At 46.0% G+C, this 25,541-nt stretch carries 26 protein-coding genes; 19 read left to right on the top strand and 7 right to left on the bottom strand.

The window, feature by feature from the left end:
* Both ACNA7P_RS02030 and ACNA7P_RS02025 read right to left on the bottom strand, forming a co-directional pair.
* Positions 1 to 1,167 (bottom strand): efflux RND transporter periplasmic adaptor subunit, encoded by a 1,167-nt coding sequence (locus ACNA7P_RS02030; RefSeq protein WP_416256931.1) that lies wholly within the window; start codon positions 1,165 to 1,167, stop codon positions 1 to 3.
* Positions 1,164 to 1,853: a TetR/AcrR family transcriptional regulator gene (locus ACNA7P_RS02025; protein WP_416256930.1), complete on the bottom strand. Its 690-nt coding sequence runs from the start codon at positions 1,851 to 1,853 to the stop codon at positions 1,164 to 1,166. The genes ACNA7P_RS02030 and ACNA7P_RS02025 overlap by 4 nt, the downstream gene beginning before the upstream one ends.
* 319 nt (positions 1,854 to 2,172) lie before the next feature.
* Here ACNA7P_RS02025 and ACNA7P_RS02020 point away from each other — a divergent pair, with 319 nt between their 5' ends.
* Genes ACNA7P_RS02020 through ACNA7P_RS02005 form a run of 4 tightly spaced genes read left to right on the top strand, consistent with a single transcriptional unit; the run spans position 2,173 to position 6,937 of the window.
* Positions 2,173 to 3,342 (top strand): amino acid ABC transporter substrate-binding protein, encoded by a 1,170-nt coding sequence (locus tag ACNA7P_RS02020; RefSeq protein ID WP_416256929.1) that lies wholly within the window; start codon positions 2,173 to 2,175, stop codon positions 3,340 to 3,342.
* Positions 3,332 to 3,886, top strand: a complete 555-nt coding sequence (locus ACNA7P_RS02015; RefSeq protein ID WP_416256928.1) for a M48 family metallopeptidase — start codon at positions 3,332 to 3,334, stop codon at positions 3,884 to 3,886. Before ACNA7P_RS02020 ends, ACNA7P_RS02015 begins: the two co-directional genes overlap by 11 nt.
* Positions 3,887 to 3,914: 28 nt before the next feature.
* Positions 3,915 to 6,245 carry a patatin-like phospholipase family protein gene (locus ACNA7P_RS02010; protein ID WP_416256927.1) on the top strand — a complete coding sequence of 777 codons (2,331 nt, stop codon included), beginning with the start codon at positions 3,915 to 3,917 and terminating at the stop codon, positions 6,243 to 6,245.
* Positions 6,246 to 6,277: 32 nt separating this feature from the next.
* Positions 6,278 to 6,937 carry a diacylglycerol/lipid kinase family protein gene (locus ACNA7P_RS02005; protein ID WP_416256926.1) on the top strand — a complete coding sequence of 220 codons (660 nt, stop codon included), beginning with the start codon at positions 6,278 to 6,280 and terminating at the stop codon, positions 6,935 to 6,937.
* A gap of 19 nt (positions 6,938 to 6,956) precedes the next feature.
* Here the strand turns inward: ACNA7P_RS02005 and ACNA7P_RS02000 are convergent, their stop codons facing one another.
* Positions 6,957 to 8,069, bottom strand: coding sequence for a DUF3080 family protein (locus tag ACNA7P_RS02000; RefSeq protein WP_416256925.1), 1,113 nt, complete (start codon positions 8,067 to 8,069; stop codon positions 6,957 to 6,959).
* A 34-nt stretch (positions 8,070 to 8,103) separates the two neighbouring features.
* Between ACNA7P_RS02000 and ACNA7P_RS01995 the strand changes: the two genes are divergently transcribed.
* Positions 8,104 to 8,730 (top strand): riboflavin synthase subunit alpha, encoded by a 627-nt coding sequence (locus ACNA7P_RS01995; protein WP_416256924.1) that lies wholly within the window; start codon positions 8,104 to 8,106, stop codon positions 8,728 to 8,730.
* A 63-nt stretch (positions 8,731 to 8,793) separates the two neighbouring features.
* On the opposite strand, the gene ACNA7P_RS01990 is transcribed toward ACNA7P_RS01995, so the two are convergent.
* On the bottom strand, positions 8,794 to 9,003 hold the full coding sequence (locus ACNA7P_RS01990; RefSeq protein ID WP_416256923.1) for a CPXCG motif-containing cysteine-rich protein: 210 nt from the start codon (positions 9,001 to 9,003) through the stop codon (positions 8,794 to 8,796).
* Between the two features lie 183 nt (positions 9,004 to 9,186).
* On the opposite strand from ACNA7P_RS01990, the gene ACNA7P_RS01985 reads away from it, so the two are divergent.
* The 8 genes from ACNA7P_RS01985 (at position 9,187) to ihfA (ending at position 17,264) form a co-directional block, all read left to right on the top strand.
* On the top strand, positions 9,187 to 10,086 hold the full coding sequence (locus tag ACNA7P_RS01985; protein WP_416256922.1) for a DMT family transporter: 900 nt from the start codon (positions 9,187 to 9,189) through the stop codon (positions 10,084 to 10,086).
* A gap of 165 nt (positions 10,087 to 10,251) precedes the next feature.
* Complete coding sequence (gene thrS / locus ACNA7P_RS01980; protein ID WP_416256921.1) at positions 10,252 to 12,168, top strand: threonine--tRNA ligase; 1,917 nt, start codon at positions 10,252 to 10,254, stop codon at positions 12,166 to 12,168.
* A 6-nt stretch (positions 12,169 to 12,174) separates the two neighbouring features.
* Positions 12,175 to 12,732, top strand: coding sequence for a translation initiation factor IF-3 (gene infC / locus ACNA7P_RS01975; RefSeq protein WP_416256920.1), 558 nt, complete (start codon positions 12,175 to 12,177; stop codon positions 12,730 to 12,732).
* Positions 12,733 to 12,810: 78 nt separating this feature from the next.
* Positions 12,811 to 13,008 carry a 50S ribosomal protein L35 gene (gene rpmI / locus ACNA7P_RS01970; protein WP_040487138.1) on the top strand — a complete coding sequence of 66 codons (198 nt, stop codon included), beginning with the start codon at positions 12,811 to 12,813 and terminating at the stop codon, positions 13,006 to 13,008.
* A gap of 14 nt (positions 13,009 to 13,022) precedes the next feature.
* A complete protein-coding gene (gene rplT, locus ACNA7P_RS01965) occupies positions 13,023 to 13,382 on the top strand; it encodes a 50S ribosomal protein L20 (RefSeq protein WP_126765734.1) in 360 nt (119 codons plus the stop codon).
* A 177-nt stretch (positions 13,383 to 13,559) separates the two neighbouring features.
* Positions 13,560 to 14,552, top strand: a complete 993-nt coding sequence (pheS, locus tag ACNA7P_RS01960) for a phenylalanine--tRNA ligase subunit alpha (protein ID WP_416256919.1) — start codon at positions 13,560 to 13,562, stop codon at positions 14,550 to 14,552.
* A 22-nt stretch (positions 14,553 to 14,574) separates the two neighbouring features.
* Complete coding sequence (gene pheT / locus ACNA7P_RS01955; RefSeq protein ID WP_416256918.1) at positions 14,575 to 16,965, top strand: phenylalanine--tRNA ligase subunit beta; 2,391 nt, start codon at positions 14,575 to 14,577, stop codon at positions 16,963 to 16,965.
* Positions 16,966 to 16,967: 2 nt separating this feature from the next.
* On the top strand, positions 16,968 to 17,264 hold the full coding sequence (ihfA, locus tag ACNA7P_RS01950; RefSeq protein ID WP_416256917.1) for an integration host factor subunit alpha: 297 nt from the start codon (positions 16,968 to 16,970) through the stop codon (positions 17,262 to 17,264).
* 133 nt (positions 17,265 to 17,397) lie between these two features.
* Here ihfA and ACNA7P_RS01945 read toward each other — a convergent pair whose 3' ends face one another.
* The 3 genes from ACNA7P_RS01945 to ACNA7P_RS01935 form a co-directional block, all read right to left on the bottom strand.
* Positions 17,398 to 18,087, bottom strand: coding sequence for a ChrR family anti-sigma-E factor (locus ACNA7P_RS01945; RefSeq protein ID WP_416256916.1), 690 nt, complete (start codon positions 18,085 to 18,087; stop codon positions 17,398 to 17,400).
* Complete coding sequence (locus ACNA7P_RS01940; RefSeq protein ID WP_416256915.1) at positions 18,080 to 18,673, bottom strand: sigma-70 family RNA polymerase sigma factor; 594 nt, start codon at positions 18,671 to 18,673, stop codon at positions 18,080 to 18,082. Before ACNA7P_RS01940 ends, ACNA7P_RS01945 begins: the two co-directional genes overlap by 8 nt.
* Before the next feature lie 158 nt (positions 18,674 to 18,831).
* Positions 18,832 to 19,524, bottom strand: a complete 693-nt coding sequence (locus ACNA7P_RS01935) for an LON peptidase substrate-binding domain-containing protein (RefSeq protein ID WP_416256914.1) — start codon at positions 19,522 to 19,524, stop codon at positions 18,832 to 18,834.
* Between the two features lie 178 nt (positions 19,525 to 19,702).
* Between ACNA7P_RS01935 and ACNA7P_RS01930 the strand changes: the two genes are divergently transcribed.
* Genes ACNA7P_RS01930 through ACNA7P_RS01905 form a run of 6 tightly spaced genes read left to right on the top strand, consistent with a single transcriptional unit; the run spans position 19,703 to position 25,527 of the window.
* On the top strand, positions 19,703 to 20,635 hold the full coding sequence (locus tag ACNA7P_RS01930) for a YbgA family protein (RefSeq protein WP_416256913.1): 933 nt from the start codon (positions 19,703 to 19,705) through the stop codon (positions 20,633 to 20,635).
* Positions 20,636 to 20,695: 60 nt separating this feature from the next.
* Complete coding sequence (gene phrB / locus ACNA7P_RS01925) at positions 20,696 to 22,186, top strand: deoxyribodipyrimidine photo-lyase (RefSeq protein ID WP_416256912.1); 1,491 nt, start codon at positions 20,696 to 20,698, stop codon at positions 22,184 to 22,186.
* A gap of 8 nt (positions 22,187 to 22,194) precedes the next feature.
* Positions 22,195 to 22,656, top strand: coding sequence for a nuclear transport factor 2 family protein (locus ACNA7P_RS01920; protein WP_416256911.1), 462 nt, complete (start codon positions 22,195 to 22,197; stop codon positions 22,654 to 22,656).
* 30 nt (positions 22,657 to 22,686) lie between these two features.
* Positions 22,687 to 23,433 (top strand): SDR family NAD(P)-dependent oxidoreductase, encoded by a 747-nt coding sequence (locus tag ACNA7P_RS01915; RefSeq protein WP_416256910.1) that lies wholly within the window; start codon positions 22,687 to 22,689, stop codon positions 23,431 to 23,433.
* Positions 23,433 to 24,740 (top strand): NAD(P)/FAD-dependent oxidoreductase, encoded by a 1,308-nt coding sequence (locus ACNA7P_RS01910; protein WP_416256909.1) that lies wholly within the window; start codon positions 23,433 to 23,435, stop codon positions 24,738 to 24,740. The genes ACNA7P_RS01915 and ACNA7P_RS01910 overlap by 1 nt, the downstream gene beginning before the upstream one ends.
* Positions 24,733 to 25,527, top strand: coding sequence for a DUF1365 domain-containing protein (locus ACNA7P_RS01905; protein ID WP_416256908.1), 795 nt, complete (start codon positions 24,733 to 24,735; stop codon positions 25,525 to 25,527). The genes ACNA7P_RS01910 and ACNA7P_RS01905 overlap by 8 nt, the downstream gene beginning before the upstream one ends.
* The last annotated feature ends 14 nt before the right edge of the window (positions 25,528 to 25,541 follow it).

Here is a 25,541-nt window from a genome sequence, read left to right as displayed (position 1 = left end):
CTAGTTATTGTTGGTAACTACTACAGCGGCACCATCTTGCAAGGCTACATGGCCGTTAACGACCAGTTTATCGCCATTGTTCAAACCACTTAAAATTACTTGCTTATCGTTAATAACAGGCCCTAAAGTAACCGGCCGTGCTTTGGCGGTTTCACCGTTTTCAATTACATACACTTGAGCGCCATTTTGCCCTTGGCTCACGGCGGTTCGTTCAATTAACGCCACATCACTAAACTGTTGCAGCGCAATGGTAACGCGTAAAAACTGGCCGGGCAGCAATTGCTGTTCAGGATTAGTAAACTCAGCGCGTAAAGCCACTTGGGCTGTACTAGGGTTAACCGCAGTTTGCACGAAATTTATGGAACCTATCTCGCTATATTGATCACCGCTGGCGAGTGTAAGCTTTGCGTGATTCCCGTTTTCGCTGTTTTGCATGTGGTAGCGCAGCAAGCCTGCTTCATGCTCTGGAATGGCAAAGTGAACATGAATTGGATTAATTTGTATAAGGTGAGTAAGTTCGGTGCCAGTGCTAATTAGATTACCAACCGATAAGCTTTCAATTTCAGCGATGCCAGAAATAGGAGCCTCTACTCGTGTATAGCGTAAGTTTCGTTCACTGTCTTGCACTGCTGCCTGAGCTTGCAATAATGCTGCATTGGCACCCTCAATAGCGGCCTGTGCGGCATCATACTCTCGGCCACTCGCAGCATCATTGGCAAATAAATCGGCAACGCGTTGCCACTCTCGTTTGGCTTGAGCTTGGTTTGCGGTAGCGGTAGCTAGTGCAGCTTGTGCATTGTTCAATGCCAGTTGATAAGGTTCGGGATCTATTTGAAATAAGGTTTGCCCTTGTTCTACGTATTCACCTTCAGCATAGTGACGTTGCTGAAGAATACCACCAACTTGCGCTTGAATAGTTACTTCACGCGCACCTCGAGCGCGGGCTGGATAAGTTACGTAGTGAGTGGTGTTGGTTAATTGAACATCAGCAATGGTAACCATCGCTGGCGGCATACCGCCACCCATGCCTCCGGATGCTTGGTTATCACTAGCATCACCACTGCAGGCGCTTAAAAAGGTAATACCTACGCCTGCGGTAAAAATAGCCAGCCAGCGAGTGGCTAAACGCGTTTTTGTTGTTCCATTTGGGGTAATGGCTACATTCATGGATTGTTTTCTCCGTAACTGCAAAACACCGAGGGTGATTGAAGGTTATAGTGTTGAAGTAATTGGTTAACATTGGGGCATTCACACAAACTGTGTATGTAAGCTCGATAAACTTGCTCTAAGCGATCTTGCACGCGTTTACGTGGCACCACAGCCATGCATAAATACACGGCGCCGTGCATAAGCTCGCCGCATAATTGCATCATTTGTTCGATAGTGAGGCTGCAATTAGGCACCACCGCACGTAAGCTTTCGAAAAAAGGGATCCATTGTTCTGTTTGCTCGTGCATACGAGCAAAATACAAAGGGGTTTCTTCGTGGCCAAACTCGGCGCGTTCATGCACAAATAACTCTATGGTTTCTGGATGCTCATCGTAGAAACGAAAGTATGCGCGCATTATTTCTTTCATTTGTACCAAGGGCTGCTGGTGATTGGTGAGAGCTTCGTCTACTCGTTTGCGCAATATATCGAGTTGCCATGTCAATGCCTGTTTAAACAAAATTTCTTTCGTGGGGAAGTGGCGGTATACCGTACCTTTGCCCACTCCAGCGCGTTCGGCTATGGTTTGCACATCGGCTACTTGATAGCCACGCTCAGCAAAAACTTGCTTCGCCGCTTCTAGTATTTCACTCTGCCGCTGCTCAGTAGATACCCGAGTACGTTTATTGGTATGTTCTTCCACCATAATTGCTCACTTCCTAAACGGACGGACCAGTCAGTCCGTTAATGATAAAGCCTTGCTTAAGGGCTGTCAAACAACCGACTTGCTGTTAACATCAAATTATTAAGATGACGATGAAAACGGGGTTGCGCTAAGAATTATCAGTAGGTAAGTTTAGGTCTCTATTGGTTACCGAGCTGGTTCGTGAGCATGAGTAAAGTTTCGGCACGTTAGCGGATAAAGTAGTTGTAGCAATGATTGCCGCTAAGGGAGGCCAGTTTCATCAGCAAGTGCGGCAGCGTTGTTTACAGCTGTTGCTAAACGCCACCGAGGGAGAAACAGAATGAGATGTATTCGTGGAACGTTAGCACTTGCGCTGTCTAGCGCACTGTGTTTGAGTGCTTGTGGTGAGAATAGTGAACCTATTCGTGTAGGGGCAACGATGTCGGCTACGGGGGCTTACGCCACTCAGGGTATAGCCGCCCGAAATGGCTACGAATTATGTGCTAGCCACGTGAATGCCGCTGGTGGAGTTTTGGGGCGGCCAATAGAGTTGGTGATTTACGATGATGAATCAAGCAGCGAGCAAGCGCGCATTTTATATCAACAATTAATAACTGCAGATAAAGTAGACGCCATTATGGGGCCTTATGGCTCTACTTTAACCGAAGCAGTTGCACCTATCACTGAGCGCTATCGTATGGTACATATCTCGCCTTTAGCGGCTACCACTTCGATTTGGGAGCAGGGCCGGCATCATTTATTTATGGTGTTGCCGCCTGCTGAATTATTTTTGGTCGGTTTGCTTGAATTGGCCAAAGAACAGGGCTTAGAAAAAGTTGCGGTATTACAAGAGCAGGCGCTGTTTCCCGCGGCAGCGGCGAGTGGCGCGGTAGCCCATGCGAAGGCTAATGGGCTAGCGGTGCTTGAGCATTATACCTACCCTAGCGGCACAGCTGATTTTAGTGCGTATTTAAACGATATGGCTGAACGTGGTGTAGAGGTGTTGGCTATGACCGCATCGGCGTTAGATGATTTTATTAGCGTACGCTCTCAGTTAAATGTCCTAGGCATCGAGCTACAGTTATTCGGAAACTCTGGGGCGGTTGATCAGTATTATGCAGCGCTAGGTGAGGCTGCCGACGGAGATTTGGGGCTTTCGGCGTGGGAACCTAGTGTGCCAAACCCGGGAGCTGGGGCCTTTGTTACTGCGTATGAGGAAACTTATGGCCTAGCGCCTAGCTTTCATGCTGCCGGAGGCTATGGAAGTTGCCAGTTGTTTGTGCAAGCCATTGAAACAGCAGGTAGTTTGCATAGTGATGCAATGCGAGAGGCGTTACTGAATATGGATACACAAACGGTTTTTGGCGCCTTTAAAGTAGATAAACGCGGCTATCAAATAGCCAATCAAGGGGTGTTTGTGCAGTGGCAGCAGGGCCGAAAAGAGGTGGTATGGCCAGCCGAATTAGCTACTGCACCTTTGCAACTGCCGGCGCTAAACCGTGCACAGTGAGCATGAAGTTGCCGGAGTAGCGTTTCGTTTAACCCGTAAGCGCATGAAAAACATTCGATTACGAGTGCTAGCGAATAGTGGCCTAGTGTGTGTTTCGGCGCCACAGCAGGTTGAGTTTGCACAAATTGCCCATTTTATAACTAGTAAGCAAGCGTGGATATTGCAAGCTCAGGCGCACATAGCCGCAGAACCGCAAGAGCCGAACCTAGCTGATTTAGAAATATTGCGTGAGCCTATGCGTGCACAGGTTACCGTTATGTTACCAGTGTGGGAGCAGGAAATAGGTGTAAAAACCTCTAGCTTTGGGATAAAAAAAATGCGCACGCGCTGGGGCAGTTGTAATGTGCGTACTCGGAAAATTTGGTTAAGCCTTGAGTTAGCAGATAAACCGCCGGAATTGCTCGAGTATGTGCTTGTGCATGAGTTGGTGCATTTACTGGAAGCTAGCCATAACGCCCGTTTTTATCGCTTTATGGATACTTTTATGCCGGATTGGCGTGATAAGCACCAACGTTTAAATCCACTCGCGCGCCGCAGGCTCTAGGCGTTTTGTTGAACTTGGAGAAAACTCTGTGCAGTTAGCTCGGTTGAATATCCATTATTATCGCTTGCCCATTATGTTAATGGTGCTGGCTATTTTATCTGCACCGTTATCTGCACATGCGGCTGAAGCAGCGCCACAGGATCTGCGCACCTTACTAACGCTAGATAATGAAGCGTTAGATAATGAAGCGCAAGAACCGATCGTACCGATGTTGCCAGCGCGAGAACGGCCAGTTGTGGGGCTAGTTTTGGGTGGTGGCGGTGCTAAAGGGCTAGCGCATATTGGTGTGTTGCAAGTGTTGGAAGATTTGCAAATACCCATTGATTTAGTGGTGGGAACCAGTATGGGTGCAGTAGCAGGTGGTTTATACGTGCAGGGCCATAGCCCGGAAGATCTGCTCACATTGGTAGAAACCCTCGATTGGCAAGCCGCATTTCAAGATGAACCTAGTCGAGAATTCCGCAGTTTGCGGCGCAAAGAGGAAGAGCGCCGTTTTCCCTTACAATTTAGCTTTGGCTTTAATAATGGCCGCCTTTCTTTCCCTCCAGCCTTAATTCAGGGGCAACAGCTAGCAACGATTTTGCGAGAGCTATCCTTGGATTCAGCGTTAGTAGAGCGTTTTGATGAGTTACCTATTCCGTTTCGCTCTGTGGCGGTTGATATAGAAACCGGAGAAAGTGTAGCCCTTGAAGAAGGGGATTTGGTATTAGCGATGCGGGCAAGTATGGCGATACCCGGTTTAATAGCCCCGGTAGATTGGCATGGCCAAACACTTGTAGACGGCGGAGTTTCGGCCAATTTACCGGTGCAGTTTGCCCGCGAGATGGGTGCCGATGTGGTTATTGTTGTTGATGTGAATGGCGAGCTCTTAAGCCAAAAGAATCTTTCCGGGCCGTTTGCCATGATGGATCAATCACTTAACATTATGATTCGACGCAATGATGAAATTGCTATTGCAAGCCTTACGGAAGCCGACGTTTATATCCGGCCCGATATTTCCTCGGTTCCTATTGGAACTGGTGATTTTCAATATGGGCGGGAGGCTTATGATCTCGGATTTGCGGCTGCAGAGGCACAATCAGCGCAACTAGCGCGCTATCGGGTAGATGACGCGCTATGGACAGGCTATATCGGGAGTTTACGGTATGCCACTACGATGCCTGAAAAGATTGAGTTTATTCATTTAGATAATCTCTCAAGCCTACCGAATGCCTTATTGCAAACCCAAATCGAAAGCAGAATAGGTGATGATTTCCTGAGTACAACCATAGGCGACGATGTTGATCGTTTATATGGCCTAGGTTATTTCGAACAAGTTGATTACAGCTTTATGCGTGACGAGGAGAATCGTGCGGGCATAAAAATCACCACGGTACCTCGCTCATGGGGGCCTAGCTATCTTCGTTTTGGCCTAAGCCTTGAAGAAGACTTTGATGCAGTATCAAATTATCGAGCCATAATGAGTTTGCTGCGTACGGAAGTGAATAGCCTTGGTGCAGAGTTACAAATTGATGCCGAGCTCGGTGAAGAGCCATTAATTAATATTGAGTATTGGCAACCGTTGCGCCGAGATGCGCGTTTTTATGTGTTACCGAGATTGAAAGTAAGTAGAGAAAATACCAATATTTATCAGGAAGGTGAGCAAGTGGGCCGTTATCGTTTAACTCGCTACACGTCGGCGCTCGATTTTGGCACTACGTGGCGGTATAACGTGGATGTTCGAGTGGGCTATGAATTTGGTGTAGGGCGTGCCGAAGCTCGTATACAAGCTCCCGGTTTACCACGAGAAGCAAACTTTAAAACCGCTAAAGTGGTAACAACGGTAACTATGGATGATCTTGAAGATGTGTTTGTACCTCGCAGCGGAAAATTAGTAACCTTACGCTACGAATTTAGCGATACCGTGTTTGGTGCAGATGATGATTTCCAATCGCTGCATCTGCATTATTTAAATGCCCATAGCTGGGGGCGCAACACGCTAATTCATAGTGTTCGGCTTGGCAGTTATATTGATAGTGAAGCCCCACTGTATAACACCTTCACTCTCGGCGGCTTTATGAACCTTTCAGGTTATGATCGCCGCGAACTCTCTGGTTCACAAAAAGCACTTGGGCAATTAGTGTTCTTGCGCGAATTTGGTGCTACTCGGGCAATTAGTAATACGCCTCTGTATATTGGTGGAGCCATTGAAGCAGGGCAGGTGTGGACCGATAGCGAAACAGCGAGTTGGGATGATTTGGTTTACTCCGCTTCGGCAGTGATGATGGTAAGAACGCCTATCGGCGCAGCCTACTTGGGCTTAAGTTACAGTGATAATAATCGCAACAGTGTTTACTTGTCGTTAGGGCGAAACTTCTGATGGATTTGGCGAATAACAACGAATCTTGTAACGTGCTTGTACTTGTGAACCCGGTGGCGAATGCAAGGCGGGAAAAAATCCTGCAACAGTTACTGCAAACACTTACTGCGAGTAATGTGGGCTATCAATACTTAGAAACCTTTGCCAACGTTGAACAAACCGCTGCAGCACTTGCCGCCTTGCCAGCGAATTTTAACCAAGTGGTAGTTCTAGGTTTTGATGGTGCTTTGGTACAAAAATTAGGTACCAGAAAGTTTATTTGGCCGAAGCTGAGTTATGTATTAGCCGCATTGCAAAGCCTATTTAGTTATCGTGCCCAATCTTTCGAGTTGCAAGCTACCAACCAAAAGTTACTCGCTATTGGCCAGCGCCCAGCATTTTTATTCACCTTAGCCAATAGCCAGTACTTTGGTGCTGGAATGCATATTGCGCCACATGCCAAAATAAGTGATGGCAAACTCGCGTACTGTCTTATTGAACGTTGTGGAAATTTCACCAAATTGAATGTATTTCGTCGTGTGTTTGCTGGCACACATGGCGAACATGGTAAGGTTCACTGTGGCCAACTCAGTGCTGTAAGTGTTTGCGCGCAAGGGCTACCTGTGCAAGCAGATGGTGAGTGGGTAGGCGAAACTCCAATGATTTTCCGCACCATTCCAGCAGCGATTTCAATTCGCAAACCGAGCTTTTGAATCGCACTCAGGGTGCACATTATTGAGGCTGTACACTGAGCTCGCAGGTACTAAGAAAATCTTGCCATAGCTCAGCATGTTCGCGAATCAGCCGCTGATTGGTTGCAGCTATATTGTTTTCGCTAAACCAAAACCTTAAGTAACTGCGCCACGCCTCGCTTTGCACTTGGGGCAGGATATGGTTAACGGCGGTTTGCAGTTCGCGGTATTCAATTTCCCATGCAGCTAAGGCCGGTTGTAACTCTGCTATCCACACGCTGTGCAGCACATTTTGCATATATTCAGCTGCATTAGGTTGCCGTTCAGGGCATTGTAGTTCGCGTGCAGCGCCATCAAGTTGTTGATTTAATGCCACAAGCCAACCTTGAATATGCTGTTGGCTGCGCAGCAAGCTAGGTATTGCCTGATGCTGCGCAAGAATCTGTACATTTTGCAGCCATTCTTCGGTATCTATTTGGCGAGAGAAAGGGTCTGCTAATAAATTATCGAACAGAGTGCTGAAGTAAAATAGTGCGGCAATCGCTTCTGTACTCATTGCTTGTTCATGAGTTTGGCGTGCGGTTCTGCCTGGGCGGAATGTATCTCGTACTGCCGATTCGCTGGTCCAGAAACGATTAATCCAAAGTGGCAAGTAATCAATCTTCTCTGCCAAGCCTTGCTCTAGCAAGGGCACTAGGCTGCTACTTTGGATTTGTTCGTCTGCCAAACACTGCTCTAATGCGTTAATCATTTCAATTTCATAGCGTACTCGTGCTTGTAAAGGCTGCACCCTGCCTAATGAACTGTTGCGCTCAGCAATAAGCTGGCCAGCCTTACAGCGATTTAGGCGTTGGCTATTCAAAAGGCTAATGCTGCTTTCTGGAATGGGCAGTTGCACTTGGTTAATACGCGGTTGTTCGGCTACAGGGGGCATCATCTCGGGCACGAGGGTGGTATTAAGCAAGCGCGCGATACGCTGCTGGTAATCGGCGAACACATCGCCTACATCAGCCTGAAAATAGCTTACTATCTTGCCGCCAATAACACCGAGAACGATCAATAACAAAACACCTAATAACCAGTATTTTACTGGCGCTTTAGGTGTGCTTTTGCCGGTTTGTTGCGGTACACTTTGCAAACTAGTTTTTCGCATGATTCATTTTCTTCTGTTAAATCGAAGGTAGCCAATGTTCACTGGAATTATACAAACGAAAGCCGCAGTTAATACGATCATTGATCAAGGTGAGTTTCGTCAATTAGAGCTTCGCGTAGCTAGTGAATTTTTGCAAGGTATTGAAACAGGCGCAAGTATTGCAATTAACGGTTGTTGTTTAACCGTGGTAAGTTTTGCGCATGGCCCCGAGCAGGCTTTGGTGCGCTTTGATGTAATTGATGAAACTTTACGCTTAACTAATATTGGCTTGTTAGAGCAGGGTGATTTAGTTAATTTTGAACGCTCACTTACGTTCGGTAGTGAACTTGGTGGGCATATTGTGTCTGGGCACATTCACACTACGGCAACGTTGATGGAGCGAGTGGATGGTGAGAATAATTGCCGAATATTTCTCGCCCTCGAGCCGCAATGGCTGGAGTATATTTTGCCAAAGGGCTTTGTGGCAATCGATGGCGCTAGCCTTACAGTGGGCGAAGTAACAGATACTGGTTTTTGGCTGCATCTTATTCCGGAAACCTTAGCATTAACTATTCTTGGCGATGCTAAAGTGGGCCAGAAAATTAATATTGAAGCCGATCAGCAAACTATGGCCATCGTTGCCACAGTGAAACGGGTGTTGGCGCAACAAAATCGCGAATAATGGCCTAGTATTTTGCCCATGGTAATCACTACTATGCGTAATCACTGGTGTATCGGCCAAGCATTAATAGTACTGTTCGTCATCGGCGCTTACATGTAAATGAAAACGATCATCTGCGGCATCACGATAAAGCCGCAGATAAATCACATCGCCACAAGCTCGGCATTCATCGGCAAATACTTGCTCTCCCTCCGATGCATCAATGTCTAAATGAAGGGTATGCCCACAGTGAGGGCAGTTTACGCGCGCATCATGAAGTTTGTCCGTATTCATGCGTTACTCCTAGTGTGAACAAGCGAAAAGAAAGCCTTTATTCAACTATAGCAACGGCCCTCATGTTTGCTGTAAGATCGCCAGCATTACTTGCTAACCTGCCGTGATATCATCAATTTTTATTATGGTTTTGGCATTTCATTCGCGCTCGCTTCCGCATTGTTATAGGAATATGTTGCACCAATGGCATTTAACTCCGTTATTTTTGGCCAACTAGCGGCGCTTACCGCAGCCTTTTGTTGGGCGCTTGCAACTTTAATGTATAGCAAGAGCAGCCACCATTTAAGTTCAGCACAGTTGAATATGGTAAAAGGCTTACTGGCATCGCCGCTGTTGTTTATTGGCATGTGGTTATTTGTAGATGTGAGCAATTTAGCATGGCAAAGCACACCCTTATTGCTCTTACTTTTAAGTGGTGTGATTGGCATCACCATCGGTGATACGTGCTATTTCTCTGCTCTGCGCCGATTGGGGCCGGCTCACACTATCCTTTTGGAATATCTAGCGCCACCTTTGGCGGCGGTTATTGCTTGGCTTGCTTTAAGCGAACAATTAACTTGGTGGGAAATTGTTGCGGCAGTGGTGGTTATAACTGGCGTACTACTGGTGCTTACGGAACGGCAACCAATTGCAGGAGTGCAGATAAACCGCGCTGGATTACTGTTCGGTGTTACTGCCGCGCTTTGCCAAGCGGTAGGGTTAGTAATGGCGTTTTACGCCTTTCAAAACTTCAGTATAAACCCACTGCAAGCAGCAATGCTGCGGCTTTCTGCAGGCACTCTGGTGCTAACGCTGGCGCTACTGATTATTAGGCCAAAAATGCTCGCACAAACCTGGCTAGCGGTACAGAAAACTAATAAAGGCGTGTTGTTAACAGCCATTATTCTAGGTACCTTTTTAGCGATTTGGTTGCAACAAATAGCGGTAGCTTATGTAACTCCTGGAATCGCCCAAACATTACTCTCTACAGCACCATTGTTTATGCTTAGTTTAAATGTAGTGCGTGGCAACCGAGTAAGCTTCCGAGCGCTGCTGGGAACTTTGGTTGCTATGGCTGGGATAAGCTTGCTTTTCCTACGCTAGTTTCGGTATAGTTGCGCACTTAATTTTATTGGTTTTCTGCAACTTTTTTGCATTAGGTAAGAAACGCGCTAGTAGCGTTTACAACATATTTCATCTCGATATAACATCGAATTCACTCATACAAGTGGCACTTGGTAGGTGTCACCACTGTAGAAAGGAAAAATCATGCCTTTAATTACTCTTCCCGATGGTAGCAAGCGCGAGTTTGCAAACGCTGTGTCTGTACTTGATGTTGCGAATGATATTGGCCCTGGTTTAGCCAAAGCAACAGTAGCGGGCCGCATTAATGGCACCTTAGTAGATGCCTGCGAGCTCATCGAAAATGATGCGGATTTAGCCATCATTACGCCAAAAAATAACGAAGGCGTGGAAATCATTCGCCACTCATGTGCCCACTTGCTTGGCCATGCGATTAAGCAATTATGGCCAAATACCAAAATGGCGATTGGCCCAACCATCGATAACGGCTTCTACTATGATGTTGATATCGATCGGCCGCTATTACAGGATGATCTTGATGCGCTAGAAAAGCGCATGCAGGAATTGCAGAAAACTAACTACGATGTAGTGAAAAAACGCGTGAGTTGGGAAGAAGCTCGCGAGGTTTTTGTACAACGTGGTGAAAGCTATAAAGTTGAAATTCTTGATGAAAACGTAGCACGTGATGATCGCCCAGGCCTTTATTATCACGAAGAATACGTGGATATGTGTCGTGGCCCGCATGTGCCAAATATGCGCTTCTGCCAACACTTCAAAATTATGAAAGTGGCCGGAGCCTATTGGCGTGGTAATTCCGATAATAAGATGCTGCAACGCATTTACGGAACGGCTTGGGCTGATAAAAAGGAATTGAAAGCGTATTTACAACGTTTGGAAGAAGCGGAAAAGCGCGATCATCGGAAAATTGGTAAGGCGCAAGATTTGTTCCATTGGCAGGAAGAAGCCCCGGGCATGGTGTTTTGGCACCATAACGGTTGGAGCATTTTTCAAGAACTAGAAAAATATGTTCGCGAAAAACTCAATGAATACGATTACCAGGAAGTGAAAGGCCCATTAATGATGGACCGCGTGTTATGGGAAAAATCAGGGCATTGGGAAAAGTTCTCCGAGTTGATGTTTACTACGTCCTCTGAGAACCGTGAGTACGCAGTGAAGCCAATGAACTGTCCAGGCCACGTGCAGATTTTTAACCAAGGCTTGAAATCCTACCGCGATCTACCATTACGTATGGCTGAATTTGGCTGCTGCCACCGCAATGAACCGAGTGGGGCGCTGCATGGTTTAATGCGGGTGCGCGGCTTTACTCAAGATGATGCCCATATTTTCTGTACCCCTGAGCAAGTGCAAGCCGAAGTGGCCGGTTGTATTGAAATGGTGTACGAAGTTTATAAAACCTTTGGCTTTGAAGAAATCGTAGTAAAACTCTCAACGCGGCCAGAAAAACGCTTAGGTGACGATGCCATGTGGGATCGCGCAGAAGCGGCATTAAGTGATGCGTTGAAGAGCCATAACATCGAATTTGAGTATTTACCGGGTGAAGGAGCGTTCTACGGGCCTAAAATTGAATTTACTTTACACGATTGTTTAGGAAGATCCTGGCAATGTGGTACAATTCAGCTAGATTTTGCGTTACCAGACCGTTTAGGCGCTACTTATGTTGGCGAAGATAACGAACGCCATATCCCAGTGATGATTCACCGTGCGATTCTCGGTTCACTCGAGCGTTTCATGGGAATTCTTATTGAGGAGTATGCGGGCTACTTCCCAGTATGGTTAGCCCCAAATCAGGTTGTAGTAATGAACATTACCGATAATCAGGCAGAATATGCTGAAAATTTGGTAGCAGAATTGAAAAAACAGGGTTTTAGAGCAAAAGCTGACTTGAGAAATGAGAAGATTGGCTTTAAAATCCGCGAGCATACGATAAAGCGTGTGCCATATTTATTGGTGGTTGGTGATCGCGAAGTCGAAGAAGGACAAGTAGCGGTGCGAACCCGGCGAGGTGAAGATTTAGGCAAATTTGCAGTAGCCGACTTCATGGCTCGCTTACGCGAAGATGTAACATCACGCGTAATTTCTTAAAATTTTTTGGAGGAACACACAATTAAAGGCGGAAAAAAAGGCCAAAAGGTCGACAAAACTCGGATTAATGAAACTATCACGGCTCCTGAAGTGCGTTTACAAGACGGCGAAGGTGAGCAACGCGGGATAGTTAGTTTAAGCGAAGCTCTCGAAATTGCTGCAGAAGCGGGAATGGACTTGGTGGAAATCAGTCCTAACGCTGAGCCGCCTGTGTGTCGTGTGATGGATTACGGTAAATTCCTCTACGAGAAAAGTAAGCAACAGAAAGAGCAAAAGAAGAAGCAAAAACAGATTCAGGTTAAGGAAGTTAAATTCCGCCCTGGAACTGATGAAGGCGATTACCAGGTAAAACTACGCAACCTGCGTCGCTTTCTTGAGGGTGGTGACAAAGCAAAAGTTACCATTCGTTTCCGTGGCCGAGAAATGGCACATCAAGAAATTGGAATTGAATTGCTAGATCGGATTAAAAACGATTTAGAAGAAGTTTCAACTCTTGAATCGTTCCCTCGCAGGGCTGAAGGGCGCCAAATGATTATGGTTCTGGCCCCAATTAGTAGCAAGTAGCACTGGTACACAAGAAGGTAATCATTCCGATTGCCTCACCATGTTATCTTGAATGGCAACCAATGCGGAGTTTATGCAATGCCTAAAATGAAAAGTGTAAAAAGCGCTTCAAAGCGTTTTAAGAAAACCGCTTCTGGCGGTTACAAGTGCAAGCAGTCTCACTTGCGTCACATCCTGACCAAGAAGAGCTCGAAGCGGAAGCGTCACTTGCGTGCAAAGAGCATGGTTCATAAGAGCGATGTTGCTTTAGTAGATCGCATGTTACCGTTCGCATAAGAGGAGACTGACCCATGGCACGAGTAAAACGTGGTGTAATGGCGCGCGCGCGTCACAAGAAGATAATGAAACAAGCCAAAGGTTACTATGGTGCACGTAGTCGCGTATTCCGCGTTGCGAAGCAAGCAGTAACTAAGGCCGGTCAATATGCATACCGTGACCGTCGCAACAAGAAACGTACTTTCCGTCAATTATGGATCGTTCGTATTAATGCTGCTGCACGTCAAGGTGGCCTTTCATACAGCCGTTTCATCAATGGCTTAAAGAAAGCTTCAGTAGAAATCGACCGTAAGATTTTGGCCGATATCGCTGTTCACGATCAAGCAGGTTTCTCTGCATTGGTTGAGAAAGCTAAAGAAGGTCTTTCTGCGTAAGTAGAAAACCTGGTCAGCATTGAAGGGAGCCTTATGGCTCCCTTTTTGTTGGTTACAGTAAAAACATCAAGGCAGTATATCTAACTTACCCTGTGGTATTTTTATGCTATGATTACGCCCTTGTAAAATGGTGAAAAACTCCCGTTATAACTAGCCTAAGAGTAGTTGAGGATCAGAATGGATTTACAAGCAAATCTTGCGGAAATTTTAGCGGCGGGCATTGCTGCTGCAAATTCTGCGGCAACTCCCACAGAGATTGAGGATGTTCGTGTTGAGTTCATGGGTAAGAAAGGCAAGCTTACTGAGCAACTTAAGAGCTTAGGCAAACTAAGTTCAGAAGAGCGCCCAGCAGCTGGCCAGATGATTAACCAAGTGAAGCACGAATTACAAGATTTGCTAAATGCGCGTCGTGATGAACTGAAAAATGCGGAATTGAATGCGCGTTTGGATGCTGAACGCATTGACGTAAGCCTTGCCGGTCGGGCAGGTCAGTTTGGTGGTTTGCATCCAGTTACTCGCACTATTCAACGTATTGAAGATTACTTTGGCCAGTTAGGCTTTGCGGTGAAAGAGGGGCCGGAAGTAGAAGATGATTTCCATAATTTTGATGCCTTGAATATCCCTGCTCAGCATCCTGCTCGTGCGGATCACGACACTTTTTATTTTACGCCGCAAACAATGTTGCGTACGCAAACGTCTGGCGTACAAATTCGTACGATGGAGCACGAACAGCCACCATTACGAATTATTTCTCCCGGACGTGTTTACCGTAATGATTATGATCAAACCCATACACCGATGTTTCATCAGGTTGAAGGCTTGATGGTGGATAAAGATGTTAGCTTCACCGAGTTAAAAGGGATTTTGCATGATTTTCTGCATCATTTTTTCGAAGAAGATTTAGAAATTCGTTTTCGCCCATCTTATTTCCCGTTTACCGAGCCATCAGCGGAAGTGGATGTGCGCCGTAAAAATGGCGATTGGCTAGAAGTTTTGGGTTGCGGCATGGTGCATCCAAATGTGCTGAAATCGGTGGGTATTAACCCAGAAGAGTTTACCGGCTTTGCCTTTGGTATGGGCGTTGAGCGGCTCACCATGATTCGCTACGGTGTAAACGATTTACGCGCGTTCTTTGAAAACGATTTACGCTTCTTGAAGCAGTTCGGCTAAGCGGCAGAGGGTTAAGAGTATTATGAAATTTAGTGAACAGTGGCTACGTGAGTGGGTTAACCCAGAGCTAAGCAGCATTGAGCTTGCCGAACAGTTAAGTATGGCTGGATTGGAAGTAGATGGTATCGAACCCGTTGCAGGCGAGTTTACCGGTGTGGTTGTTGGTGAAGTGAAAGAGTGTGGCCAACATCCTAACGCCGATAAGTTACAGGTAACCAAAGTAGATGTAGGTGGCGAAGAGCTTATTGATATCGTATGCGGCGCAGCCAATTGCCGTAAGGGAATCAAAGTTGCGGTAGCAACTGTAGGTGCAGTGTTGCCAGGCGATTTTAAGATTAAGCAGAGTAAACTGCGTGGCGAGCCTAGCCATGGCATGCTGTGTTCAGCCTCTGAACTTGAATTAAATGATGATCATGATGGCATTATTGAATTACCAGCCGATGCTACCGTAGGTGAAGATTTTCGCGTATGGATGGGGCTAAATGATAGCACCCTAGATATTGATTTAACGCCAAACCGAGCGGATTGCCTTGGTATTCGCGGCTTAGCCCGTGAAGTAGGGGTGTTAAACAAGCTAGACGTGGAAGTGCCTAGCATTCCGGAGGTACCCGCCAGCATCAGCGATAGTGTGGCGATCAACTTAGTTGCCCCCGATGCCTGCCCACGTTATTTAGGTCGCGTAATTCGCAATGTAAATGTAAGTGCCAAGAGCCCGCTTTGGTTGCAAGAGCGTTTGCGCCGTAGCGGTATTCGGTCTATTGATCCGGTAGTTGATATCACCAACTATGTATTGCTTGAGCAGGGCCACCCAATGCATGCGTTTGATTTGGCCGCTGTTAAAGGTTCTATTCAAGTGCGGATGGCAAATAGCGGTGAACAGATCACTTTGCTAGATGGCCAAGAAGTAACCTTACAGAATGATGTGTTAGTGATTGCCGATGAAGAAAAAGCCTTGGCAATGGCTGGTATCTTCGGTGGCGAAGGAAGCGGTGTTACTGAAAGCTCGCAAGATATTTTCTTAGAAAGCGCGTTCTTTGCACCAGATGCAATTATGGGGCGTGCGCGCCGTTATGGGCTGCATACGGATGCATCGCATCGCTACGAGCGCGGTGTAGACCCAGAGTTGCAGAAAATTGCCATGGAACGTGCAAGTGCGCTTATTCTCGAGATTTGTGGCGGCGAAGCAGGGCCTATCGTTGAGGCAGTAAGTTCTGAACATCTACCGAAGCCTGCGCATATTCAATTACGCGCAAACCGCTTAGCGCGTTTGTTAGGCATTGATGTGGCAACTACTGAGGTAGAAGGCATTTTGCAGCGCTTAGGCTTCACGGTGAGCAAAGATGCTGCAGGTTGGCAGGTGAGTGTGCCTACCTATCGTTTTGATATTTCAATAGAAGAAGATTTAATTGAAGAAATTGCCCGCGTGTATGGTTACAACAATATACCGGTAGAGGCTCCAGTAGCTCCATTACGTATGCACCGCTCTGCGGAAGCGCAACTACCAGTGCGGCAATTGCAGCATGCAATGCTTGCGCAAGGATATCAGGAAGCGATTACCTATAGCTTTGTTGATCCGAAGCAACAAGCGCAACTATATCCAGATTTAGCGGCACTTACGTTACCGCATCCTATTTCTATCGAAATGAGTTCGATGCGGCTTGGGCTTTGGCCAGGCTTACTTTCTGCAGCCGGTTATAATCAAAAACGCCAGCAACAAAGTGTGCGGTTATTTGAAACGGGGCTGCGTTTTACTCCTGATGAACAGGCGGAGAATGGTATTCGCCAAGAACCGATGTTAGCCGGAGTAATGCTAGGCACTGTGCAGGGCGAGCATTGGCAAGATGGCGTGCGTGCAGTTGATTTTTACGATATGAAAGGGCACGTAGAAATGTTGCTGCGCGCCACGGGCCGGTTCTCTGAGTTCCGTTTTGTTGCTTCTGAACACTCGGCGTTACATCCCGGGCAGAGCGCCGCAATTTATCGCGGTGAACAACTGATCGGCTTTTGTGGTGCTTTGCACCCGCAGTTTGAGAAGATGTTTGGTATTAAAGGGCGAGCTTTCGTTTTTGAACTGGATTTAGCGCGTTTACGGGAAAGAGAAGTGCCGGCGGCGGGGATTATTTCACGTTATCCTTCCATTCGCCGTGATATTGCGGTATTAGTAGATCGTAATGTTGCCGCAGGTGAAGTTCTTGAAGTTATTCGGAAAGTTGGCGCAAATCAGTTGGTTGATCTAAACTTATTTGACGTCTACACGGGTGATAATGTGCCAGCTACGCAAAGAAGTTTAGCGATTGCACTAACCTTACAGGCTGCGGATCGAACACTGGAAGATCAGGAAGTAACAAACTTGATTGCTACAGTTGTTAAAACCTTACAAAACGAATTTAATGCGGTGTTGAGGGATAGTTAATTATGGCGCTAACAAAAGCTGAGATTGCGGAACATCTATTTGAAAAGGTAGGGATTAATCGAAAAGATGCTAAGGAATTAGTAGAAACATTTTTTGAGGAAATCCGCCATGCTCTGGAAAATGGTGAGCAAGTGAAGATATCCGGTTTTGGAAATTTTGATTTGCGAGATAAAGCCGAGCGACCAGGCCGAAACCCGAAAACAGGTGAAGATATTCCAATTTCAGCTCGCCGCGTAGTAACGTTTCGCCCAGGGCAAAAATTTAAAGCTCGAGTGGAAGACGCTAAGCCAAAAGAATAGTACTTGCAGAGTTATTACCTACCCCGCAGCATATAAATAAAAAGCCGCTTCATTTATTTGAAGCGGCTTTTTAATGCGTTTAAGAACCGGTGCGTTAACTAAATAACATTAGTATTGCTATTCACAGCGCTAGTTAGCGAAAGAACAAATTACTAAACGGATTAAGCAGGCGAGCAACACCTGAAGTGAACTGCAGTGGCTCATTTAGCCAAGCCAAAGTTAAACAATCTTCTTGCGCAGTTTGCGGTGTATGCTTGTGCTGCTGATCAAGAAAGATGAAATCACCATCTTCATAGCAATCAAATTCATCAGCGAAAGAACCATTTAGCACTAAAGTGGCTTCGCTACCTCGGTGCGTATGTTCTGGAACTGATGCACCAGCAGCCATATAAATTAAGTTAATCTTATCATGCTCAGATAAATTCACAGGCGCGCGCCAAACGGAACCTGGAACCTTGCTCCAATGGCCTAAGCGTGAACCTAGTCTGCCAAGCGTAGGAGGCAATTTAAATTGCTTCCCTTCAAGCATTACTTCTTCAAGGGCAGGCTCGCGCACTATTTTTTCAGGTGCATCCGAGCTAATAATTTGCTCAAGCATCATATTCATTTCAGCTTCAGGCAACTGCGTGGGGGTTGCGTTGGCAGAACCTTGTAAATCATTAATGAATGCGCTGCGGGCTACTTGCTCTTCAATATCTTTCACCGTGTTTGCACACACCGGGCACATATCAATATGAGTACCGATTACCAGACACAGGGAAGCTTCGAGCTCGCCTTGCACGTACTTAACTAGTAATTCTTCTGTGGGGTGAAATTTAATCATGTGCAGTTATCATCTCTTTCAGTTTTTGCAGGGCTAATCGAGTTCTCGATTTCACAGTACCTAAAGGAATATCAAGCTCGTCTGATACTTCTTGCTGCGATTTACCTTGTACATATATCTGTTCTATAACAATTCTTTGTGGATCAGGTAATTGGCGATAAAATTCACCAATTTCTTGAAGTAAAATATTTTGGTCTAGAGCGAATTCTTCATCAGAATCGCTCATTTCTTCAGATAATACGGGCCACAAATCTTCCGCACTTACATCATTTTGACGATGTTTGTTTTTGCGCAAAATATCAAAGCGAATGTTTCTGGCGATGGTGAAAATCCACGTAGTTGGCGAGCCTTTCTCAGGACTAAAGAGATGGGCTTTGTGCCATACGTTGGTCATGGTGTCTTGCACCAAATCCATCGCTGTTTGCTCATTACCAAATTGGCGGGTAGCAAAGGCTTGTAATCGCGGTGCAAAATGCTTAAACAACTCACTAAACGCTCTACGCGAACGTGCAGAAGCAATCTCAGCCAATAATTTGCTAAGATGCTCTGTGGTAATCTCTTGGGTGCTCTTGGGCGAAGTGCTCATGTACTCTCGCTTAACCCGTTTTTCCGGCATGACATGCATTGTAGTGTACGCCTTCTTTTTATGATTCACCAATTTGTACATTCAATTACGTTAACTTTTTAAAAAAAGGATCACTTTTTAAACAGAACCGTAGAATATTTTTCTATCTTTAATGCAAATTAGATTGAACCGTGTTTTTGTTTCCTTGTACTACTTTCATCTTCGCTTTGCTCATCTTCGTTATTTTCCGCAAATAAGCATTGCAGATAATTCTGCGTAACACGCAAATTGTTGGCGGCTAAAAGCTCTTGTTTCGCTTCTGCAGCAAGCGGCAGGATCTCCAGCCATCGATTGCAAACCCATTCTGCATTATCGAAATGTTGTTCTGGATATAAGCCCGCGAACTCAGGGTAGTTCGTAAATACTTCTTGCAAACGTTCTTTCAGCTCACATTCTTGTGTACTTTCAGTTTCTACCTTAGTTACCTCAGCCAACCTATTGCGAAAGCTTACGCTTGCGGTTCTTAATCCATCTTTTTCTGTTTCAATCGTGTGAATATCAAATAATGATTCGCCTGCAATGGTAATACCAAGATAGCCATCATTGAGGGTTTCAAAATCTACAATTTTAGCTAGAGTGCCAATTGGATGAATATGCTCATTTTTTGCTACATCGCCATCTGGATTGAGCATACACAAACCAAATCCTTGTTCATTACGTAGAGAATCGCGCACCAAACGAATGTAACGGGGCTCAAACACACGCAGCTGCATTCGCCCGCCAGGCATCAGGTGGGCGGTGAGTGGAAACAAACCAAGTTTCAGTGTGTTGCTATTGCTCGTGGAATCAATGTTATATGTGCTATTTTTCATGCAATAGTACCTACTGCTTTCGCTCTTGATGAGCCACTGCATTGGGATTAATAGTGGCGTTTCCATTGCTTACGTAAGCTAACGCAGTTGGGATCTAATTATCTTTATAAAAGCGATACTATTGCTTGTTGGATGAAAAAACGGAACACTGCAAGAAATAGTGAGTAAGGAGTATACGGTGGTTTACGTTGGGATAAGTGCCTGTTTACTTGGCCAGAAGGTGCGCTACGATGGCGGCCACAAAGGTTCAGATTTTTGCCAAAATCAGTTAGGAAAGCATGTTGAGTATTTACCTCTTTGTCCCGAAGTGGGAATAGGTATGAGCGTACCGCGGCCAACCATACGGTTAGTTGGGGATATAGCGCAGCCCCGCGCGGTGGTACCGAAAACGGGTGAAGATGTTACGCAGCGGTTAGCTGACTTTGCCGATGTTCGTGAGCAGCAATTGGCAAAGCTTTCCGGTTATATTCTTTGCGCGAAATCGCCCAGTTGTGGCATGGAGCGCGTGCGAGTGTATGCGGAAGATTCAAATATGAACGTTAAAGGTGGTACCGGCATATTTGCTCAGCGCCTGAAGGAGATGTTTCCAGCATTGCCAATGGAAGAAGACGGTAGGTTGAACGACCCATTGCTGCGGGAAAACTTTGTACTGCGCTTGTACGTTTACTATGAGTGGCAACAACTACTAAAACCCATCACTAAGCATGTGTTATATCAATTTCATGCGCGGCATAAGTTATTATTGCTTGCTCATAATCAGCCGGTGTATCGCGCTTTGGGTAAAGCGCTGGCAGAGCAGCAGCAAATTGATGAGCAATTCACCACTAGCTATATCATGCAGCTCATGTTGGGGCTATCGGAACCTGCTAGCCGCAAAGATCACACTAATGTTCTGCAGCATGTGCAAGGGTATTTTAAGCTAAAATTAGAAAGCAGTGAGCGTACAGAACTTGCTGAATTAATTTTGCGTTACAACGATGGCGAGGAGCCACTTGCAGCACCGTTAACGCTGATTAATCATTATTTGAAGCGCTTTCCGGATGAATATTTGCAATCCCAATCTTATTTTCGGCCGTACCCAGACAACTTACGCCTGCGCTATGGATTGTAATTGCTGTTCATCGCGTGTGAGCAGCATACTTAATACTTCAGAAAAAAGGGATAATGCAGCATGAGTGCGTTAGTTTGGTTTCGCAATGATCTTCGTTTGCTTGATAATGATGCGGTATTGCAAGCATGCCAAAATCACCAGCATGTGCACTTTTTAGTAACGCCTACCTTACAACATTACGTAGAGCATGATTGGTCGCTCGTTAAGTGGGATTTATACCAGCGCCAGCTGAATCAAATAGGCCATGATTTGGCTGATTTAGGCCACATCCTACTTATTCATCCGCTAGATAAATTCGCCGATTGCAGTGCCTTCTTAACTGATTTTTGTAGAGCACACCAAGTTGCAGCGCTCTACTTCAATCGGGAATACCCACTCGATGAAGTGAATCGCGATAAAGCCGTTATCACTGTTTTGCAGAATAACGACGTGCAAGTGAATACGTTCGCTAGTAATTTGCTGGTAGCGCCAGAACAGATAAAGAATGGTAAAGGGGAGTACTACAAGGTATTTACACCATTCTTTAAAGTATGGTTACAGAGAATACGCGAAAATGGCGTACCAGCGCCTTATGCTCGCAATATATTGCAAGCGGCTTCAGGGCGCACCCTTGCGTTTGCAGAAGTGCATTTATCGTTACCTGAATATCCTACTGAACTTGTTCCCGGCCTAGCGGATTCGGCGTTAACGGAGCCTCTGCAAACAAGCAATGAGTGGCCAGTTGGTGAGGCCAACATTCGCAAGTTAGCGCAGCAATTTGTGCGTGAACAAAGCATGGATTATAAGAGGCAGCGCGATTTCCCAAGCATCAAAGGTACTTCACGTTTATCCGCATACTTTGAGATTGGTGCGCTATCACCTCGTGTGGCGGCGCACCTATTACAACGATTAAGCCCCGAATTTCCTGATGGACTGCCAGAAGGCAGCCATACTTGGTTATCGGAGTTGGCATGGCGAGAATTTTATCAACACTTAATGTTTCATGAACCACGCTTAGCAAAAGGTGAACCTTTTCAGGCAGAGCAAGCCAAGTTCCCTTGGCGAACCGATGTAGAGAGGTTTGCTGCTTGGTGCAATGGTAAAACAGGTTTTCCTATTGTTGATGCGGGAATGCGCGAGTTAAATAATACCGGTTGGATGCATAATCGTGTACGTATGATAGTTGCGAGTTTTTTGGTTAAAGACCTGCACATTAACTGGCAGTGGGGCGAGCGCTATTTTATGCGTAGGTTAATAGACGGCAGCTTTGCGGCAAATAATGGTGGCTGGCAGTGGAGCGCAGGTACAGGTACCGACGCAGCACCATATTTTCGCGTGTTTAATCCAACGAGCCAAGGTGAAAAATTTGATCCGTCCGGACGGTACATTCGTAAATTTGTGCAAGAACTAGCTGACGTGCCCGATAAACAGTTACACACGCCGCACCAGTGGCTGCGCCAAGCGAGTTTGTTGGATGAAGCTACCCACAGCTACCCGCAACAAATTGTTGATCATAAAGATGCGAGGGAGCATTTTATAGCTACATTTAAGCAGGTTAAGAACGCGGAGTAGGAGGCAACATGGCTACGTATAGCAAAAAAGAGCGCGGGCAGTTAATTGCCAAATTAAAAAACATTTATGATGAATTTAACAGCGATTCTCTGCAGCAACTTGCTGCTATTTATCATGAGGACATTACCTTTCAAGACCCAGTTTTACAGGTGAATGGGCTTGCAGATTTGGAAACCTATTTTGCCCACGGTATTGCTAACGCGCAATCGTGCCGCTTTACTTTTGATACGGAAATGTTTAACAAAGATGAGGCATTTTTAACTTGGCAAATGCGTTTGCAGCACGAAAGCTTGGCGAATGGCCGTGAGATCGTAGTGCAGGGCTCTACCCATCTGCAGTTTACTGATGAAGAAAACAAAATACGTAGCCATGTTGATTATTATGATTTAGGTGCCATGGTGTACGAGCACATACCGGTAATTAGCTTTCTAATTCGCAAGGTTCGCGATCGTTTACAAGCTGTTAGTTAAATAGCCAATTCTACTAAGGGAACTTTGTTTATGAATGTACTGATAACGGGCGCAACCTCCGGCATTGGCCGACAGTTAGCGTTGGATTACGCAGCGGCAGGGCACCATGTAATCGCTTGTGGGCGAAACACCAACAAGCTGGATGAACTTTCTAATGACGTAGCTGATGCTACACGAATTACTACCGCAGTTTTTGACGTTACCAACCAACAGCAAGCGTTATCGGTGTTGCAGGATACGCTGAAGCAGCTGGCTGAGCCTTTAGATGTGGCCATTCTTAATGCGGGCGTGTGCGAATATATCGACGATGCTCAGAATTTTGAAGTTGCATTGGTAGAGCGAGTATTTGCGGCCAACTTTTTTGGCGTTGTGAACTGTATTTCCGCACTACTGCCGAATTTACCAAAAGGTAGCAAGCTAGTAGTGGTAGATAGCATGGCACGGCAATTCCCATTCACCCGAGCCGAAGCTTATGGCGCCAGCAAAGCTGCAGTGCATTATTTCGCTAGCGCTTTGCGCACCGATATTGTGGATACGGGGATTCAAGTGATTACCGTTTCTCCTGGCTTCGTAGAAACCCCTATGACCGACGCAAATGATTTTGAGATGCCGATGCGCATCTCAGTGGCAGAAGCTTCCCAAGCTATGCGCAAAGGAATAGCGAAAGGCAAAGCACACATTGCCTTTCCTAGTGTATTTGGTTTTATATTGGCGAGTTTACAACGCCTTCCTTACCGCGTGCAGATCGCTTTATCGAAACGAATGAGGAATCATTAATGAAAATAGCTGTAATTGGTTCAGGAATTGCGGGCATAACCGCAGCCAATTTATTAAGTGAGCAGCATGAAGTATGGATGTATGAGAAAAATGATTACATTGGTGGCCATACAGCTACGGTAGATGTGCAAGTAGCGGGCCAGCCATTCGCTATTGATACTGGTTTTATTGTTTTCAATAACCGTACCTACCCAAACTTTCGGGCCTTGTTGCGCAAGCACGGGGTGGCGTGGCAAGACACTGAAATGAGCTTTAGTGTGCAGAACCCAAAAACTGGCTTGGAGTATAACGGCCATAGTTTGGCGACGCTGTTTGCGCAAAAGCGCAATTATTTGCGGCCGAGTTTCTATCGTATGCTGTTGGATATTGTTAAGTTCAACAAGCAAGCGAAGCTGGCCTTGCAGCAACGCTCGGCAAAAGAGCTAGAACGCCTTACCTTAGATGATTTTGTTACGGAACTGGGAATTGGCCAAGCATTTTCCGACAACTACTTGTATCCAATGTGTGCTGCAATTTGGTCTGCTAGCCTTGAGGAAGCGGCAAAGTTTCCACTGGCCTTCTTCCTTAAATTCTTCCTAAATCATGGCCTTCTTGATGTTAGCGACCGCCCGCAATGGCACGTAATTAAAGGTGGCTCGCGTAATTACATTCCGGCTTTAACCAAGCCTTTTGCGGAACGAATACACTTGAATAGCGGTGTAAAGAAAGTACGCAGGGAACAAGATGGTGTAGTACTAGAGTTTATCGATGGCACTAGCGGCCGGTTTGATGAAGTTATTTTTGCTTGCCACAGCGATCAAGCGTTGGCGTTATTAGCCGATCCAAATGCTGCAGAGCGCGATATTTTAAGCGGTATTCCATACCAAGATAACGATGTTGTGCTGCACACGGATATTACCCAATTACCAAAGCGCAAAGCTGCGTGGGCCAGCTGGAACTATTTACTACCTAATTTATCGGCCGGTGGTATGCAAAAACCAGCTACGGTTACCTACAACATGAATATTTTGCAGGGCTTAACAGGCGCGCCAGTAACCTTTTGCGTAACTTTAAATAACACTGCGGCGATTGATGAAAGCAAGATACTCCGTAAATTCACCTATGCACACCCGGTGTATTCGGTGGATTCTTTCAGGAAGCGACAACGGCGTGCGGAAATTTGTGGCAAAAATCGTACTCACTTTTGCGGTGCGTATTGGTATAACGGCTTCCATGAAGATGGCGTGCGAAGTGCGGTAGATATAGCGGAGCGGTTTGGTATTGAGCGGCCCGAAAATACCCAAGTAGAAGCACCAACCAATGCATAACATTACCAATAACGATACGCATCATCATGCTATTTACAACGGGGTTATTCGCCATCGGCGCTACACCCCGAAAAAGCATTATTTTGCTTATTCGGTGAATCAGTGGTGGCTTGATTTAGATGATTTGGCCAGTGCGAATTCCATGAGCAAGTTGTTTAGCACCACGAGTAAATGGGCACCGATGCAATTTCGCGAAAGTGATTACTTAACCAATGAGCGAGCATCGCCGAAGCAGAGTTTAGCGGATGCAGTGCGGGCGAAAATGTGCGAGCTTGCGCATGCAGAATTGCAGGGTAGAGTTTATTTTCTCGGTAATATTCGCAACTGGGGTTTGTATTTCAGCCCTATTAACTGCTTCTATTTGGCGAACGAGCAGGGCGTTTTCACCCATATGCTCGCCGAAGTAAGCAACACCCCTTGGAATGAGCGGCACTGTTACTTGGTTAATTTAACGCGAAAGAACACCACCGATAAGATACTGCATGTATCCCCATTTAATCCTATTGATATGCAATACCAGTGGCGCCTAGGCGCACCGAAGTTGAGCGATGGCAGCCGTGTGTTAGTGCATATTGCTGCACACACTAAGAAAGAAGGGCTGGAGCGTTGCGAGTTCGATGCAACCCTCACATTAAAACGAACTGCATTGAACCAGAGCGCTATTCGTCGCGTACTAATAATGCATCCATGGATGACGCTGAAAGTTGTGGCGGGAATTTATTGGCAAGCTGTGAAGCTTTTTGTGAAGCGAGTGCCATTTTATGGGCACCCAGGCAGCTCTAGCTAATAGAGTATCTCGAA

It is taken from the genome of Aliidiomarina sp. (assembly GCF_047920995.1).
Classification (GTDB): domain Bacteria; phylum Pseudomonadota; class Gammaproteobacteria; order Enterobacterales; family Alteromonadaceae; genus Aliidiomarina.
Note: the sequence above shows the minus strand (reverse complement) of the source record. Positions and strands in the feature narration are given on the sequence as shown.

What these genes read in the sequence shown, in the direction of transcription:
- ACNA7P_RS02030 (WP_416256931.1), bottom strand. Translation starts at nt 1,167, where the DNA reads ATGAATGTAGCCATTACCCCAAATGGAACAACAAAAACGCGTTTAGCC.
- ACNA7P_RS02025 (WP_416256930.1), bottom strand. Translation starts at nt 1,853, where the DNA reads ATGGTGGAAGAACATACCAATAAACGTACTCGGGTATCTACTGAGCAG.
- ACNA7P_RS02020 (WP_416256929.1), top strand. Translation starts at nt 2,173, where the DNA reads ATGAGATGTATTCGTGGAACGTTAGCACTTGCGCTGTCTAGCGCACTG.
- ACNA7P_RS02000 (WP_416256925.1), bottom strand. Translation starts at nt 8,069, where the DNA reads ATGCGAAAAACTAGTTTGCAAAGTGTACCGCAACAAACCGGCAAAAGC.
- ACNA7P_RS01995 (WP_416256924.1), top strand. Translation starts at nt 8,104, where the DNA reads ATGTTCACTGGAATTATACAAACGAAAGCCGCAGTTAATACGATCATT.
- ACNA7P_RS01990 (WP_416256923.1), bottom strand. Translation starts at nt 9,003, where the DNA reads ATGAATACGGACAAACTTCATGATGCGCGCGTAAACTGCCCTCACTGT.
- ACNA7P_RS01985 (WP_416256922.1), top strand. Translation starts at nt 9,187, where the DNA reads ATGGCATTTAACTCCGTTATTTTTGGCCAACTAGCGGCGCTTACCGCA.
- thrS (WP_416256921.1), top strand. Translation starts at nt 10,252, where the DNA reads ATGCCTTTAATTACTCTTCCCGATGGTAGCAAGCGCGAGTTTGCAAAC.
- rpmI (WP_040487138.1), top strand. Translation starts at nt 12,811, where the DNA reads ATGCCTAAAATGAAAAGTGTAAAAAGCGCTTCAAAGCGTTTTAAGAAA.
- rplT (WP_126765734.1), top strand. Translation starts at nt 13,023, where the DNA reads ATGGCACGAGTAAAACGTGGTGTAATGGCGCGCGCGCGTCACAAGAAG.
- pheS (WP_416256919.1), top strand. Translation starts at nt 13,560, where the DNA reads ATGGATTTACAAGCAAATCTTGCGGAAATTTTAGCGGCGGGCATTGCT.
- pheT (WP_416256918.1), top strand. Translation starts at nt 14,575, where the DNA reads ATGAAATTTAGTGAACAGTGGCTACGTGAGTGGGTTAACCCAGAGCTA.
- ihfA (WP_416256917.1), top strand. Translation starts at nt 16,968, where the DNA reads ATGGCGCTAACAAAAGCTGAGATTGCGGAACATCTATTTGAAAAGGTA.
- ACNA7P_RS01945 (WP_416256916.1), bottom strand. Translation starts at nt 18,087, where the DNA reads ATGATTAAATTTCACCCCACAGAAGAATTACTAGTTAAGTACGTGCAA.
- ACNA7P_RS01940 (WP_416256915.1), bottom strand. Translation starts at nt 18,673, where the DNA reads ATGAGCACTTCGCCCAAGAGCACCCAAGAGATTACCACAGAGCATCTT.
- ACNA7P_RS01935 (WP_416256914.1), bottom strand. Translation starts at nt 19,524, where the DNA reads ATGAAAAATAGCACATATAACATTGATTCCACGAGCAATAGCAACACA.
- phrB (WP_416256912.1), top strand. Translation starts at nt 20,696, where the DNA reads ATGAGTGCGTTAGTTTGGTTTCGCAATGATCTTCGTTTGCTTGATAAT.
- ACNA7P_RS01920 (WP_416256911.1), top strand. Translation starts at nt 22,195, where the DNA reads ATGGCTACGTATAGCAAAAAAGAGCGCGGGCAGTTAATTGCCAAATTA.
- ACNA7P_RS01915 (WP_416256910.1), top strand. Translation starts at nt 22,687, where the DNA reads ATGAATGTACTGATAACGGGCGCAACCTCCGGCATTGGCCGACAGTTA.
- ACNA7P_RS01910 (WP_416256909.1), top strand. Translation starts at nt 23,433, where the DNA reads ATGAAAATAGCTGTAATTGGTTCAGGAATTGCGGGCATAACCGCAGCC.
- ACNA7P_RS01905 (WP_416256908.1), top strand. Translation starts at nt 24,733, where the DNA reads ATGCATAACATTACCAATAACGATACGCATCATCATGCTATTTACAAC.